Origin of the sequence: Cellulosimicrobium sp. ES-005 (assembly GCF_040448685.1) — a bacterium.
GTDB lineage: Bacteria > Actinomycetota > Actinomycetes > Actinomycetales > Cellulomonadaceae > Cellulosimicrobium > Cellulosimicrobium cellulans_G.
Genome location: NZ_CP159290.1, coordinates 4,543,311 through 4,557,999, shown reverse-complemented (window position 1 = coordinate 4,557,999; position 14,689 = coordinate 4,543,311). Strand labels below are relative to the sequence as shown.

General features: G+C 75.2%; 15 protein-coding genes. 3 read left to right on the top strand and 12 right to left on the bottom strand.

All coding sequences use genetic code 11. From position 1 onward, the window contains the following. Positions 1-12 precede the first annotated feature (12 nt). The 6 genes from ABRQ22_RS20305 to dapE all read right to left on the bottom strand — a co-directional run bounded on the left by ABRQ22_RS20305 (position 13) and on the right by dapE (position 6,118). Complete coding sequence (locus ABRQ22_RS20305; RefSeq protein WP_353707990.1) at positions 13-1,641, bottom strand: M17 family metallopeptidase; 1,629 nt, start codon at positions 1,639-1,641, stop codon at positions 13-15. Then, the gene (locus ABRQ22_RS20300) at positions 1,642-1,809 is read right to left on the bottom strand and encodes a DUF3117 domain-containing protein (RefSeq protein WP_064506638.1); all 168 of its coding nucleotides are present in this window, start codon (positions 1,807-1,809) and stop codon (positions 1,642-1,644) included. 120 nt (positions 1,810-1,929) lie between these two features. Next, positions 1,930-3,147: a hypothetical protein gene (locus ABRQ22_RS20295; RefSeq protein WP_353707989.1), complete on the bottom strand. Its 1,218-nt coding sequence runs from the start codon at positions 3,145-3,147 to the stop codon at positions 1,930-1,932. After that, positions 3,144-4,130: a dihydropteroate synthase gene (gene folP, locus ABRQ22_RS20290; RefSeq protein WP_353707988.1), complete on the bottom strand. Its 987-nt coding sequence runs from the start codon at positions 4,128-4,130 to the stop codon at positions 3,144-3,146. The genes ABRQ22_RS20295 and folP overlap by 4 nt, the downstream gene beginning before the upstream one ends. Before the next feature lie 13 nt (positions 4,131-4,143). Next, positions 4,144-4,980, bottom strand: coding sequence for a TIGR00730 family Rossman fold protein (locus tag ABRQ22_RS20285; RefSeq protein WP_047233518.1), 837 nt, complete (start codon positions 4,978-4,980; stop codon positions 4,144-4,146). 10 nt (positions 4,981-4,990) lie between these two features. Beyond that, positions 4,991-6,118 carry a succinyl-diaminopimelate desuccinylase gene (dapE, locus tag ABRQ22_RS20280; RefSeq protein WP_353707987.1) on the bottom strand — a complete coding sequence of 376 codons (1,128 nt, stop codon included), beginning with the start codon at positions 6,116-6,118 and terminating at the stop codon, positions 4,991-4,993. A gap of 36 nt (positions 6,119-6,154) precedes the next feature. On the opposite strand from dapE, the gene dapD reads away from it, so the two are divergent. Further along, positions 6,155-7,147, top strand: a complete 993-nt coding sequence (dapD, locus tag ABRQ22_RS20275; RefSeq protein ID WP_253051075.1) for a 2,3,4,5-tetrahydropyridine-2,6-dicarboxylate N-succinyltransferase — start codon at positions 6,155-6,157, stop codon at positions 7,145-7,147. 127 nt (positions 7,148-7,274) lie between these two features. Further along, complete coding sequence (locus tag ABRQ22_RS20270; RefSeq protein WP_353707986.1) at positions 7,275-8,153, top strand: hypothetical protein; 879 nt, start codon at positions 7,275-7,277, stop codon at positions 8,151-8,153. 297 nt (positions 8,154-8,450) lie between these two features. On the opposite strand, the gene ABRQ22_RS20265 is transcribed toward ABRQ22_RS20270, so the two are convergent. The 3 genes from ABRQ22_RS20265 to fdxA all read right to left on the bottom strand — a co-directional run bounded on the left by ABRQ22_RS20265 (position 8,451) and on the right by fdxA (position 11,343). Further along, complete coding sequence (locus ABRQ22_RS20265) at positions 8,451-9,749, bottom strand: citrate synthase (RefSeq protein WP_253051073.1); 1,299 nt, start codon at positions 9,747-9,749, stop codon at positions 8,451-8,453. Between the two features lie 126 nt (positions 9,750-9,875). Further along, positions 9,876-11,006, bottom strand: a complete 1,131-nt coding sequence (gene dapC / locus ABRQ22_RS20260) for a succinyldiaminopimelate transaminase (protein ID WP_353707985.1) — start codon at positions 11,004-11,006, stop codon at positions 9,876-9,878. Positions 11,007-11,025: 19 nt separating this feature from the next. Further along, positions 11,026-11,343, bottom strand: coding sequence for a ferredoxin (gene fdxA, locus ABRQ22_RS20255; RefSeq protein ID WP_024841122.1), 318 nt, complete (start codon positions 11,341-11,343; stop codon positions 11,026-11,028). 154 nt (positions 11,344-11,497) lie between these two features. On the opposite strand from fdxA, the gene ABRQ22_RS20250 reads away from it, so the two are divergent. Further along, entirely contained in the window at positions 11,498-11,803 is a 306-nt protein-coding gene (locus ABRQ22_RS20250) for a hypothetical protein (RefSeq protein ID WP_253051071.1), read from the top strand. A gap of 5 nt (positions 11,804-11,808) precedes the next feature. Here ABRQ22_RS20250 and ABRQ22_RS20245 read toward each other — a convergent pair whose 3' ends face one another. From ABRQ22_RS20245 to ABRQ22_RS20235, 3 genes are read right to left on the bottom strand one after another with little or no spacing between them, the layout of a single operon-like run. Beyond that, on the bottom strand, positions 11,809-12,804 hold the full coding sequence (locus ABRQ22_RS20245; RefSeq protein ID WP_353707984.1) for a prephenate dehydrogenase/arogenate dehydrogenase family protein: 996 nt from the start codon (positions 12,802-12,804) through the stop codon (positions 11,809-11,811). Next, the gene (locus ABRQ22_RS20240) at positions 12,801-13,763 is read right to left on the bottom strand and encodes a prephenate dehydratase domain-containing protein (protein WP_353707983.1); all 963 of its coding nucleotides are present in this window, start codon (positions 13,761-13,763) and stop codon (positions 12,801-12,803) included. Before ABRQ22_RS20240 ends, ABRQ22_RS20245 begins: the two co-directional genes overlap by 4 nt. After that, positions 13,760-14,665 carry a hypothetical protein gene (locus tag ABRQ22_RS20235; protein WP_353707982.1) on the bottom strand — a complete coding sequence of 302 codons (906 nt, stop codon included), beginning with the start codon at positions 14,663-14,665 and terminating at the stop codon, positions 13,760-13,762. The genes ABRQ22_RS20240 and ABRQ22_RS20235 overlap by 4 nt, the downstream gene beginning before the upstream one ends. Between the last annotated feature and the right edge of the window lie 24 nt (positions 14,666-14,689).

Sequence of the window (14,689 nt, the reverse complement as noted above, 5' to 3'; positions counted from 1 at the left end):
CGCCGCCGACGGTCAGAGCCGGTCGATCGCCTCGAGCAGGAGCCTCGCGCCGTACCCGGTGGCCCCGGCGACGACCTCGTGCCGGTCGGCCGTCGCCCGCGCCGGACCGGCGACGTCGAGGTGCGCCCAGGGCACGTCCCCGACGAACTCGCGCAGGAACAGCGCGGCCGTGATCGACCCGCCGCCCGGGCTCTCGACGGGGACGTGGCGGAGGTCGGCGACGTCCGAGCGCAGAGCGCCCGCGTAGTCCTCGACGAGCGGCAGCCGCCACACGCGCTCGCCGGTGGCGAGCGCCGCGTCCTCCAGCGCCCCCGCCACGGTGTCGTCCGTGGCGAACAGCGCGCCGTGCCCGCGGCCGAGGCCGAGGCTCGCCGCTCCGGTCAGGGTCGCGACGTCGACGAGCACGTCGGGCGCGAGCTCGGCCACGGCGTACGCGATCGCGTCGGCGAGGACGAGCCGGCCCTCCGCGTCGGTGTTCGCCACCTCGACCGTCCGACCCGACCAGGTGCGCAGGACGTCCCCCGGGCGGTACGAGGCGGCGCCCACGTGGTTCTCGGCCAGCGGGAGCACCGCGGTGACCCGCCGGTCGGAGCGTGCGCGCGCGGCGCCGAGCACGACCGCCAGGGCGACGGCGGCGCCCGCCATGTCGGTCTTCATCGGCACCATCGCCTCGCGGGGCTTGATGGAGAGCCCGCCCGTGTCGTACGTGATGCCCTTGCCGACGACGACGACGTGCCGCGCGGCGGAGCCCGCCTCCACCGGGAGGACGCCGTGGTCGGCGGGGTCGTAGGTGACCGTCACGAGGCGCGGTGGGCGCGCGGAGCCCGCCCCGACCGCCAGGGTCGCCCCGAAGCCCTCGGCACCGAGCTCGGCGGGGCCGCGGACCGTCGTGTCGAGCCCGAGCGCGTCGGCCAGCTCGACCGCGCGGTCGGCGAACCACGCCGGGTCCTTCACGTCGGACGGGATGTTGGCGAGGTCGCGCACCAGCCAGGTCGCCGCCGCCGCGCGGTGCGCGGCCTCGATCGGCGTCGTGACGTCGGGCCGGTCCTCGGGCGTGAGCAGGACGAGCTGCTCCGCGGGTGCCTCCGCCGCGGGCCGTGGTGACCCGCTCTGGCGGGGCTGGTCGTACGCGGCGAGCAGGTAGCCCTCGACGAACGCCCGGACCTCGTCGGGGCCCGCGTCGGCGGTGGCGGCGCTGACGACGCGCTCCAGGCCGCGCGACGCGCGAGCGAGCGCGGCGCCGGCGCGCCGGAGGTCCGTCGTCGTCCCGGTCCCCACCCCGAGCAGCAGGATCCGGGGAGGCAGGCCGGCCCACGGGAGCCGCGTCGCGGACCCGGCGTGCGCGCGCGGCAGGTCGACGCGCACGACCTCTCCGGAGGCGCCGCGGAAGGCACGCCCGCCCGCGCGCTCGGCGAGCTCCGCGAGGTCGACGCCGTACCGCACCGTGGCGTCGACGGTCCCCGCGCGCGGTTGCAGACCGTCCTCGGCCTCGCGCGGAGGCGCGACGGCCACGACGACCGCGTCGACCTGCGTGTCGTCGAGGAGCGCCGCGTCGCTCAGGGCACCCCGGGCGCCGACCACCTCGGGCAGCGCGCGTGGCAGCCCGGGGAGACGAGCCGCCCGGCGCTCACGTGCGGGCAATCAGCCCACCACGGCCTGGAGCGCCTCACCCAGCTCGCTGGCCTCGGTCGCGTTGAGCTCGACCACCAGGCGTCCGCCACCCTCGAGCGGGACCCGCATGACGATGCCTCGCCCTTCCTTGGTGACCTCCAGCGGCCCGTCACCCGTCCGCGGCTTCATCGCAGCCATCGATGGCACTCCATTTCCGTTGTCCCGAGTCCACCCCGCGCGCGCGAGGAGGGGCGTCCGACCTCGGACGACGCCCGAGGACAGTCTAGTTCACCCGTGCCGACATCCCGGGCGTCCGGGTCACGGCGGCCAGCCGGACGGCGGGACGAGCCGCCAGAGCGACCACACCCACCACGCCTGGCCCGCGACGCCGGCGACGGTCACGGCGGCCAGCCACAGGCGCGACCGCGTCCACCCGACGGTGACCGCCGCGAGCGGGAAGGCGAGCAGCAGGAACCGCACCAGCGACGTGCCCGGCTGGATCGCCGCGACCAGGTAGGCGAGGTACGCACCGGACCAGGCCTGCATCTCCGGGCCGAGCCGCGCCGCGACCGGGTTGAGCACGAGGGCGGCCGTCGCGAGCAGCACGAGGGCGAGGACCCACGGACCGGCGTCGCCCAGGAGCCACCGCGACACGTCGACCCACGGGACGAACGGCACGACCTCCGCGCCCCCGCGCCACGCCTCCTGCGTGCGGAAGTACCCCTGGTGCACGCCCGTGACGACGCTGCACGCCCACGGCCACACGAGGCCGCTGGCCAGGGCGACCGCGAGCAGCCCGCCGAGGCGCGCGGCGTCGGGGGCGCGCAGGTCGCCCCGGCGCCACCGGACGAGACCGTGCCACAGGACGACGGCCGCCATGGGCAGCGCGACGGCGCGCGAGAAGCCGAGGAGGCCGATCACGAGCGCCGCCCACCCGTAGCGGCGCCGGGCCAGCAGCAGGAGCGCGGAGGCCACGAGGAGCAGGGCGAGCGACTCCGTGTACGCGACCTGGAGCACGGGGCTGGAGGGGAACACGCTCACGAGCAGGACCGTCGCCAGCGGCAGGCCCGGCCTGCGCTCGACCGCCGCGGCGCCCGCCGTCGTGACGAGGCGGTGGACCACGAGCACGGCACCGGCGCCGCACACGAGCGCGACCGTGGGCGCGAGCACGTCCCACCCGAGGCCGGTCACGGCGTCGAGCGCGCGGACGAGCGCCGGGAACAGGGGGAAGAACGCCCAGACGTTCTGCTCGACGGCGCCGTCGGGACCCACGGGGAGCGTGTCGGGGTAGCCGGACGCGTAGATCTGCTCGTACCAGCTCGCGTCCCACATGCGCGCGACGTACGGCAGGTACGACGGCGCGGCGTCCGTCCAGGGGTTCGCCTCCTGGGACCTCGCGACGACGAGGAGGATCGCCGCGCTCACCCCGCGCGCGAGGGCGAACACCGCGAGGACCTGCGCCCACCACGGCCAGGTGGCCGGACGCAGCAGCCGTGGGCTCCCGCCCGGGCCGACCACGGCGCGCGGCGTGGTCACGCGAGGCCCCGCAGCGCGGCCGCCGGGGGCGCTTCGTCGCGCACCGCCGCGACGAGGTCCAGCACGCGCCGGGTCGCGGCCACGTCGTGCGCGCGGAAGACGCGCGCGCCGAGCCATGCCGCGACGGCCGTCGCGGCGAGCGTGCCCTCGAGCCGCTCGTCGGCCGGCAGGTCGAGCGTCTCTCCGACGAAGTCCTTGCGGGACAAGGCCATGAGCAACGGGAACCCGAGACCCGCGAGGACCCCGGTCCGCCGCAGGAGGTGCAGGGAGTGCCACGTGTTCTTGCCGAAGTCGTGCGTGGGGTCGACGAGGACCGAGGCCGGCGGGACCCCGCAGGCGACCGCGCGCTCCGCCGCCGCACGGAGGGTCGCCACGACGTCCTGGACGACGCCGTCGCGCGGGTCGGCGGCTCCCGGCCGGGCGGGATACGCGACGCGGAACGGGTCGGTGCGCGGCGTCGCTCCCCCGGTGTGCGAGCACACGACGCCGACGCCGTGCTCGCCCGCGACCTCGACCAGGCGTGGGTCGTGACCCGCCCAGGTGTCGTTGATGAGGTCGGCACCCGCGAGCGCCGCCTCGTGCGCCACCTCGGCCCGCCACGTGTCGACGCTCACGAGCAGGTCCGGGAACTCCGCACGCACCCGCGCGACGAACGGCACGACGCGCCGGACCTCCTCCTCGGGCGTCACCTCGGGCCCCACGCCGGCCCGGACGCCGCCCACGTCGAGGATCTCCGCGCCCTCGACCACCGCGCGCTCGACCGCGGCGAGGGCCGCGCGGTCGTCGAGCTGGCGCGCTCCCGCGTAGAACGAGTCGTCGGTCCGGTTGAGGATCGCCATCACCGCGGGCCGGGCGAGGGTCCGCCCGCGCAGGACGAGCGACGTGCCGCGAGGCGGCACACCGAGCGGCGGCAGGGACAGAGGACCGTCATCGCGGCGCACGGACCCCGGCCCGGTGGGCGCGGCCGAGCCAGGTGACGTCATCGCGCCGCGACCGTCAGCTCGCGTCGCCGGCCTGCGCCCGGGCGAGCTCCTCGGTCGCCTCGAGCTCCTCGGCGCGCAGCTCGGCGCCGCGGTCGCAGACGTACTCGACGGCCTCGGCCGGGTCGTCGCACAGGTGGACGAGGTCGAGGTCGTGCGCGCTGATCATGCCGCGTCCCGCGACCGCCGTGCGTGCCCACTCGAGCAGACCGCTCCAGTAGTCCGTGCCGACGAGCGCCACCGGGAACTCGGTGATCTTGTGCGTCTGGACGAGCGTGAGCGCCTCGAACAGCTCGTCGAACGTGCCGAAGCCCCCGGGCAGGACGACGAAGCCCTGCGCGTACTTGACGAACATCGTCTTGCGGGCGAAGAAGTAGCGGAAGTTCACGCCGAGGTTGACGTACCGGTTCATGCCCTGCTCGAACGGGAGCTCGATGCCGAGGCCGATCGAGAGCCCGCCCGCCTCGGACGCGCCCTTGTTGGCCGCCTCCATGATGCCCGGGCCGCCGCCCGTGATGACGGCGAAGCCCTCGTCGACGAGGCGACGGCCGACGTCCTCGGCGAGCGCGTAGTCCGGGTGGTCCGGCTTGGTCCGGGCCGACCCGAACACGGACACGGCCGGGCCGACCTCGGCCAGCGCGCCGAAGCCCTCCACGAACTCGCTCTGGATCCGCATCACGCGCCACGGGTCGGAGTGGACCCAGTCCGCGCTGCCCCCCGTGTCGAGGAGGCGCTGGTCCGTCGTCTGGCGCGGGATCTGGTCCCCGCGCAGCAGGACCGGCCCCTTGCGGTACCCCGTCCCCGCCTGGGGCAGGCCGTCGTCGGAACCCTGGTCACGCACCGTGTCGCTCATGGTCACGAGCCTATGCCGCGGGGGCGGCCGTGAGCCACGCACGCAGGGCGTCGCGGCACAGCGCGAGCTCGCCGACCGGGCAGCGCTCGTCGTCCTTGTGCGCGAGCAGCGGGTCGCCGGGCCCGAAGTTCACCGCCGGGACGCCCAGCTCGGCGAAGCGCGCGACGTCGGTCCAGCCGTACTTCGGCGCCGGCGCGCCGCCGGTGACGCCCAGCACCGCGGCGGCGAAGTCCGCCGCGAGCGGGTCGTCCAGCCCCGGGCGCGCGCCCGGGGCGGCGTCCGTGAGCACGACCTCGAAGCCGTCGAACAGCTCGCGCACGTGCTGCTCCGCCGCGGCGACGGTGCGCGACGGCGCGAACCGGAAGTTCACGGTGACCACGCACTCGTCCGGGATCACGTTGCCCGCGATCCCCCCGCGGATCCCCACGGCGTTCATGCCCTCGCGGTACACGAGGCCGTCGACCTCGATCTCCTGCGGCACGTACGCCGCCAGACGGTCGAGCACCTCGTGCGCGGCGTGGATCGCGTTGGAACCCGTCCACGCGCGCGCCGAGTGCGCCGTCACGCCCGGCACCCGCACGTCGACCCGCAGGGTCCCGTTGCACCCGCCCTCGAGGCCCGCCGAGGTCGGCTCGCCCAGGACGGCGAAGTCGGCCACGAGCAGGTCGGGGCGGTTCCGCGCGAGGCGCCCGAGCCCGTTGAGGTGGGACGCGACCTCCTCGTTGTCGTAGAACACCCACGTCACGTCCTGCGCCGGGGCGTCGAGCTCGGCCGCGAGCGCCAGGGCGACGGCGACCCCGCCCTTCATGTCGACGGTCCCCCGGCCCCAGACCTCCGCGTGCAGGCCCTCGCCGACGACGCGCGTCGGGAGGTTCGGCGGGTCCGTGAGCGGCACGGTGTCGAGGTGGCCCGCGACGACGACGCGCCGCTCTCGGCCGAGAGACGTCCGCGCGACGACCGTGTCGCCGTCGCGCACGACCTCCAGGTGCGGGTACGCACGCAGCGCCGCCTCGACCGCGTCCGCGAGCACGCGCTCGTCGCCGCTCACCGACGGGGTGTCGCACACCGCGCGGAAGAGCGCGACGAGATCGCCGCGGAGGTCGAGCACGGGCGTCGTACCGGTGGTGGGAGAGGTCACGCCAGCACCCTACCGGCGCCGGATAGGGTGGGGCGCATGACTTCTGCGACCCCCGCGACCGCCCCCTCGGCGGCCGCGTCCGAGCCGCGTACGGCGTGGGGCTACGGCCTGGCGACCGTCACCGACGACGGCACGACCCTCGACGTCTGGTACCCGGCCCCGGCGCTCGGCGCCGCACCGGCGGACACGACCGTCCCCGCCTCGCTCGACGCGCTCGCCGAGCGCGACGAGCTGCGCGGCGTGGACGTGGTCGTGGTCCGGACCGAGATCGACCTCGACGCCGCCCCCGCCGACACCGCCGACGCGTACCTGCGACTCCACCTGCTCTCCCACCGCCTCGTCGCCCCGCACGGCCAGAACCTCGACGGCCTCTTCGGCGTCCTCACGAACGTCGTGTGGACCAACCACGGCGCCTGCGCCGTCGACGGCTTCGAGGAGACGCGCCTCCGCCTGCGCGCGACCGGCCAGCCGGTGACCGTGTACGGCGTGGACAAGTTCCCGCGCATGGTCGACTACGTCGTCCCCGCCGGCGTCCGCATCGCCGACGCCGACCGTGTCCGCCTCGGCGCGCACCTCGCCCCGGGCACCACCGTCATGCACGAGGGCTTCGTCAACTTCAACGCCGGGACGCTCGGCACGTCGATGGTCGAGGGTCGCATCTCGGCCGGCGTCGTCGTCGGCGACGGCTCCGACGTCGGGGGCGGCGCGTCGATCATGGGCACCCTCTCCGGAGGCGGTCGCGAGGTCATCTCCGTCGGGCAGCGTTCGCTCCTCGGCGCCAACGCGGGCCTGGGCATCCCCCTGGGCGACGACTGCGTCGTCGAGTCCGGCCTGTACGTCACCGCGGGGACCAAGGTGACCGTCGTCGGGCAGACCGACGCCACGGGCGAGCCGCTCGTCGTCAAGGCGCGCGAGCTCTCCGGTCGCTCCGGCATCCTGTTCCGCCGCAACTCGCTGACCGGTGGTGTCGAGGCCGTGTCCCGCACCGGCGCCGGCGTCGAGCTCAACGCCGCGCTGCACGCCAACTGACCCGCCGACGAGCACGACGGCGCCCCGCATGACCGCGACCCGACCATCCCGTCCCCGGGACCTCCCGGACGTCGGTCGGGCGCGCCGCCGGCGCCGCCCGCTCCGCGCCGCGGTCACCCTCCTCACGGTGGCCGCGGTCGGGGTGGGCGGCGTCGTCGTCGCCCTCAACCGGCTCGACGACGAGACGCCCGTCGCCGAGCGGTGCGCGGCCACCGCCGACGGCCGCACCTGGTACCTGTCCGTCACGCAGGCGGACAACGCCGCGCTCGTGGCAGGCACGACCGTGCGCCGCGGCCTCCCCGCCCGCGCCGCGACGATCGGGCTCGCGACCGCGCTCCAGGAGTCCCGCCTCGTCAACATCGACTACGGCGACCGCGACTCCGTCGGCCTGTTCCAGCAGCGCCCGTCCCAGGGCTGGGGCAGCGTCGAGCAGATCATGGACCCCGTGTACTCGACCAACGCGTTCTACGACGTGCTCGAGACGGTCGAGGGCTACGAGGGCATGGAGGTCACGGTCGCCGCGCAGACCGTCCAGCGCTCCGCGTTCCCCGACGCCTACGCGCAGCACGAGCCCCGGTCGCGCGCCTGGGCCTCCGCGCTCACCGGCTGGTCCCCCACGTCCCTCACGTGCGACCTGGGCCCCGTGGCCACGACCGAGCTCCCGACCGACGGCGCCGCCACGCAGCCGTTCGAGGACCGCCTGGCCCGCGACCTCGGCGACGGCGCCCGCGTCGAGCCCTTCGACGGCGGCGACGGGAGCACGCTCCAGGTCGACGCCTCGGGTCTGCCCACCGCGGCCGAGGACGGCGGTCTCGACCGTGCGGCATGGGCCGTCGCACAGTGGGCCGTCGCCACCGCGGACGCGACGAACGTCGTCGCCGTCGAGGTCGGGGACCGCCGTTGGTCTCGCGACGACTCGACGTGGAGCCCGCTCGACCCCGACGACCTCGCCCCGCTCGACCCGGGCCGCGTCCGCGTCCACGTCGCCGTCCCCGACGAGTCCTGACGGCGCCGTGGTCGCGCGGTCGTGTGGTCGCCCCGGGTACGGCGGCGACCACCGGCGAACCGTACGACGGCCGCCGAGCGGCGGGTGCGGCGTCGGATGCGAAGGGGCGTCAGAGCCGCGCTCCTCAGACCCACGCCTGACAGACCGAGGTGACGGCGCGGCAGCCCCGAGCTCCGACGCCGTACCCGCCGCGGACCCAGCCACAGCGGGGATACCGGACGACAGACCCGAGTGCCAGAACGACGAGACGCCGCGCCGCTCACCGGGGTGAGCGACGCGGCGTCCGGGGTGCGGGTGTCAGCGGTCGGAGACCGGGACGTAGTCGCGCTCGGTCTCGCCGACGTAGACCTGGCGCGGGCGGCCGATCTTGGTCTGCGGGTCCTTCATCATCTCGCGCCACTGCGCGATCCAGCCGGGCATGCGGCCGAGCGCGAAGAGCGGCGTGAACATCGCGGGCGAGAAGCCCATGGCCTTGTAGATGAGGCCCGTGTAGAAGTCGACGTTCGGGTAGAGCTTGCGCTCGATGAAGTAGTCGTCGTTGAGCGCGATCTCCTCGAGGCCCATGGCGATGTCGAGGAGCTGGTCCTTCTTGCCGAGGGTCGAGAGCACGGCGTCGGCGGACTTCTTCACGATGGCGGCACGCGGGTCGTAGTTCTTGTAGACCCGGTGGCCGAAGCCCATGAGGCGGACGCCGTCCTCCTTGTTCTTCACCTTCTTCATGAAGGTGTCGACGTCGTACTCCGCGCCCGCGATCTTGTCGAGCATCGTGAGCACCGACTCGTTGGCCCCACCGTGCAGCGGGCCGGAGAGCGCGTTGACGCCCGCGGCGACGGACGCGTAGAGGTTCGCGTGCGAGGACCCGACGACGCGGACGGTCGACGTCGAGCAGTTCTGCTCGTGGTCGGCGTGCAGGATGAGCAGCTTGTCGAGGGCGTCGACGACGACCGGGTCCGCCTCGTACTGCTGGTACGGCGTCGCGAACGTCATGCGCAGGAAGTCGTCGACGTAGCCGCGCGAGTAGTCCGGGTAGAGCAGCGGCTCGCCGACGCGGCGGCGGTGCAGGTAGGACGTGATGGTGCGGGACTTCGCGAGGAGCAGGACCGTCGCGAGCTCGACCGTCTCGTCGTCGAAGGGGTCGAGCGACTCGGGGTAGAACGTCGACAGCGCGTTGATCGCGGACGAGAGCACGGCCATCGGGTGGGCGTCGCGGGGGAACGTCCCCATGAAGGTGCGGAAGTCCTCGTGCACCAGCGTGTGGCGGTTCACGCGCTCGACGAACGCCTCGAGCGTCGGGGTGTCGGGGAGCTCGCCGTGGATGAGCAGGTACGCGACCTCGAGGAAGGTCGACTGCTCCGCGAGCTGCTCGATGGGGTACCCGCGGTACCGGAGGATGCCGGCGTCACCGTCGATGTAGGTGATGCTCGACTCGCACGACGCCGTGTTCATGAAGCCCGGGTCCACCGTCACGAGGCCGGTCGACTTGAGCAAGGAGGACACGACGATGCCGTCGTTGCCCTCGGTCGCCGCGACCACGGGCAGGTCCTGCGCCTGGTCGTCGACGAGGAGGCGGACCTTCGCCTGCTGAGTGGTGGTCATGGTTCCCTTCCTGCTGCTGCTCGCGCCGTTGCCGCGCGGTCGACCGTACCCCGCTTCACCCGCACGTGACCAATCCTGAACCGTCACGAGAACACCACACCTCTGTGAGGCAGGTCACGTCAGAGTTCAGGCTCCGGAGAGTCGAGCGGCGGCCTCGTGGACGCGCTCGTCGGTCGCGGTGAGCGCGACGCGCACGTGGCCCGCGCCCTCCGGTCCGTAGAACGCTCCCGGCCCGACGAGTATGCCGAGATCGGCGAGGTCGGACACGGTCCGCCAGCAGTCGCCCGCGTGGTCACCAGCCGGCCTCGACCAGAGGTAGAGGCCCGCCTCGGAGTGGTCGACCTGCAGCCCGGCGTCGCCGAGCGCCCCGACGAGCACCTCGCGGCGCCGCGCGTACACGTCGCGCTGCGCGGCGACGTGGGCGTCGTCGGACAGCGCGGCCACCATCGCCGCCTGGACGGGCGCGGGGACGATCATCCCGAGGTGCTTGCGGGTGCCGAGCAGGTCCGCCACGAGGGCCGGGTCGCCGGCGACGAACGCGCCGCGGTAGCCGGCCATGCTCGACTGCTTCGAGAGCGAGTAGGCGACGAGGAGCCCCTCGTGCGAGCCCCCCGCGACGGCCGGGTCGAGCAGGCTCGGCACGCCCCGCGACGCGTACGGCTCGACCCAGGCGAGCTCGGCGTAGCACTCGTCGCTCGCCACGACCGCACCGATCTCGCGGGCCGCCGCGACGACGCGCGCGAGGTGGGCGGCGTCGAGCACGCGGCCGGTCGGGTTGCTCGGGGAGTTCACCCACACCAGCCGGACGTCGGCCCGCCCCGCCCACTCGTCGACGTCGTCGGTCGCGAGCGGCGTCGCGCCGGCGAGGCGCGCGCCCACGTCGTACGTGGGGTAGGCGGTGCGCGGGTGCACGACGACGTCGCCCGGCCCGAGACGCAGGAGCGCGGGCAGGAGCCCGACGAGCTCCTTGCTGCCGACCGTGGGGAGCACGGCGTCCGGGTCGAGGCCCGGCACGCCGCGTCGCCGCGCGAACCATGCGGCGACCGCCTCGCGCAGCGCCGGCGTGCCGTGGGTCGTCGGGTAGCCGTGCGCGTCCGAGGCGGCGGCGAGCGCGTCGCGCACGACGGCCGGCGTCGGGTCGACGGGCGTCCCGATCGAGAGGTCGACGACGCCGCGCGGGTGCGCGCGGGCGCGCTCGACGTAGGGGGTCAGCGTGTCCCAGGGATAGGCGAGACCGGAGAGGTCGGCGAGTCCCACGTGCGGCGGTGCCGGGTGCTCAGGCCTGCGGCGGCAGGGCGGCGATCATCGGGTCGTCCTTCTCGATGAGACCCATCTTCGCGGCGCCGCCGGGCGAGCCGAGGTCGTCGAAGAACTCGACGTTGGCGCGGTAGTAGTCGCTCCACTCCGTCGGCACGTCGTCCTCGTAGTAGATCGCCTCGACCGGGCAGACAGGCTCGCAGGCACCGCAGTCCACGCACTCGTCGGGGTGGATGTACAGCGACCGCTTGCCCTCGTAGATGCAGTCGACAGGACACTCCTCGATGCACGCCTTGTCCTTGACGTCCACGCACGGCTGAGCGATCACGTAAGTCACGACCGAGTACCTTTCTGGATTCGTCCGGACCCCGACCCGGCGAGGGGCGAGGTCACGACAGGGAGACGCAGGACTAGTATCGCTCAGGTCGGACCGTGCCCGACCCTCCCTGACCAGCCCGTGGACGAACGTCACAGACCCGAGGAGCGCTCCCGTGCCCGACGACGCGCCCTGGACGACGTGGGCGCCGGGCACCCGGGTGGTCGTGCGCCGTCGCCTCGCCCCCGACGAGGCCGCCGCGGCGGGCAAGCCGCTCACGGACGTGATCGGCGTGGTCGTCCGGACCACCCCCACGGAGCTGGTCCTGCGCGAGGACGCGGGCGGGAGCGCCGCCCCGCCGCACCGCGGTCACGGGACGCACGACGACGTCCCGCCCCTGGTGACGGTCCCGCTCGACGCGATCGTGGCGGGCAAGCCGGTGCCGCCCCGTCCCCCGCGGCGCCCGGCGTCCCCGAGATAGCGCCGTCAGGCGACGACGACCGCGTCGTCCGCGACGTCCACGACGACCGCGCCCCGGGCGCCGGCGTCGCTCAGCGCCGTGCGCCACTCCCCCGCCTCGTCGAGGTCGATCCGCCGCCGCTCCCCGCTGCCCGGCGCGGGGGCCGGGCCGCGGACCGGCTCGGGCCGGTCGAAGAACTCCCCCACGGGCGCGTTGGACTCGAGCGCCGCGACGAGCTGCTCGAGGTCGCGCACGACCACGCGCAGGGCGGACGCGACCCAGGCGGCGTTGTCCGTGACCATCGCCTCGGTGCGCCGCGGGTCGGTGCGCCCCACCCGCGTCGCGTCCCGGAAGCTGCCCGCGGCGAGCCCGAGCGCGACGTCCCGCACGGGCGCGTCGGCGACGACGCCGAGGAGCTCCGTGGCGAGGACGTGCGGGACGTGGCTGACGAGCGCCGTCGACTCGTCGTGGACCTCGTCGGTGAGGACGTGGACGGTCCCGCCGAGCGGTCCGGTCACGAGCCGGAGCAGCGTCACGAGAGCCTCGCGCCGCGTCGTCCCGTCGACCGTGACGGCCCAGCGTGCGCCGTCGATCATCGCCGGGTCCGATGCCGCGAACCCCGAGTGCTCCGTACCGGCCATCGGGTGCGCCCCGACGTAGCGCGCGTCGAGACCCGCCGAGCGGACGGCGTCGCGCACCGCGCCCTTGACGCTCCCGACGTCGGTGACGACGGTCGCGCCGCGCACGTGCCGCGCGACCTCGGCCGCGACGGACCGCATGGCCCGCAGCGGGACCGCGAGCACGAGGACGTCGGGCTCCGCCGCGCACACGTCGGCCACGTCGCCGACGACCCGGAGGCCCGCGGCGCGGGCCGCGGCGCGCGTGGTGGCCGTCGTGTCGTGGGCGGTCACGTCGACGCCCTGCTCGTGCAGGAGCCGCGCGACCGAGCCGCCGACCAGCCCGAGCCCGACGACCCCGACCCGCGGCCCGGTGCCCGCCGCCGGCGCGGCGTCGACCGTCACCACAGCAGCCCCGCCGCGAGCGCGGACGGGTCCGCCGAGGCGTCCACGCTGCCCACCGGGACGTGCGCGACGTCGACGTCGGCGTGCACCGACTCGTCCAGCTCGCCGCGCGCGGGCACGACCCCGAGCGTCTTGAGCGAGTCGCCCGCGCGGACCAGGTCGTCGAGCACGGCGCGGACCGGCACGTCCCACGGGGCGCCGTCGACGGTCAGGACGAACACGTACGTGCCGGCCACCGCCTTGAGCGGTCGCGTGATGAGGCTCGACAGGTTGACGCCGCGCTCGCCGAACGACCGTGTGATCCGGGCGAGCACGCCCGGCCCCGTGACGACCGGGGTCACCGCGAGCATGGTGCGCCACGGACCGTCCCCGCGCGTGCGCGCGCCCTCCAGCGTCGCCGACGCCTCCGCCCGCGGGGCGAGCACGAGGAAGCGCGTCCGGGCACCGGCGAAGTCCTCGACCGCGCGCTCGAACGTCTCCAGCCCGTAGAGCTCGCCGCAGATCGTCGGCCCGAGCGCGACCTGGTGCGGCCCCGCGTCCCGGCACGCCGCCGCGTTCGACGACGCGGCGAGCGGGGCCAGACCCGTCCGGCGGACGAACTCCTGGCACTGCGCGAGGCCGTGCGGGTGGGCGGTGACCTCCGCCAGCTCGCCGTGGCCGGGCCGCACGAACGCGTCGAACGAGATGTCGAGCACGACCTCGTCGACCGCGACGACCGTCGCGCTCCCGACGATCGCGTCGAGCGACGGGACCACGTAGCCCTCGACGGTGTTCTCGATCGCCACGACCCCGCGCGCGAGGTCTCCCGCGGCGACCCCGGCGAACACGTCCGCCACCGTCGTGCGCGCCGCGAGGCGGGCCGACCGGTACGTCGGGTCGTCCCCGCGGTCGGCGCACCACGCGGCGGCCGCCTGGTGCGTGAACGACCCCTCCGGGCCGAGGTAGCCGACGACGCTCACGCGCGCACGGCGTCCGGCGCCGACGCCCAGCGCGGCGCGAGCGCGTCCGGGCCGGGCACGAACTCCTGCCCGGGCAGGACGGCGAGCAGGCGGTGCGCGACGCCGCGCTCCGCGAACCCGGCGACGAGGGCGTCCAGCGTCGCCGCGTCCGGGCAGGAGAACGCGCAGAAGAAGATGTGCGTCCCGGTCTGCGAACGGTGGCTGCGCAGGTGCTGGAGGTCGATGCCGGCCTGGGCGACGAGCCCGAGCGTCTGCTGCAACGAGCCGCGGTGGTCGTCCCGGGGCCCGAACGCGAGCCAGACCTGCGCCACGCCGTCGACCCGCGGCACCACGTCCCGGCTCTCCAGGAGCCCGTACCAGACGGGCGCACCCTCCCCGAGGACCTCGCTCCCGGAGAGCTCCGCGTACCCGAGCCCGGCGAGCGGGCCCGCCGCCACGGAGCGCTCCACGACGAGGCTGCCGTCCGGGCCGGCGAGCGCGACGCGCTCCTCCAGGCTCGTCCGCGTCGGGACGAGGGACGGGCTCACGCCCATCGTGCGCAGCACGTGGCGGCGGTCGCGCATGCCCGCCTCGTCCACGACGACGTGCCCCGTCAGGTCCCGCGCGGAGGCCGAGCGCCCCACCCAGACCCACTGCGCGGGCACGGCCGACGCACCCGTGAGCACGAGCGAGGGCGGCGCGGCGAGCAGCGCCCGCTCGAGCTCGTGCGACGGCTGCGCGGGGTGCCCCAGGTGCACGACGGCCGACAGCCCGTCGATGCTCGCGACGGTCGACAGCGTCGCCGTCGTCGACCCGAGGTCGAGCAGCGCGTCCGCCTCGGCGGGGTCGCCGGCGACCCAGCCTGCCGCCGTGGCCGCGAGCAGCGCCTGCGCGCCCGACTCCCGTTCGCTGCGTCCGAGCATGGGACCTCCGTGTGTGTGGTGGAC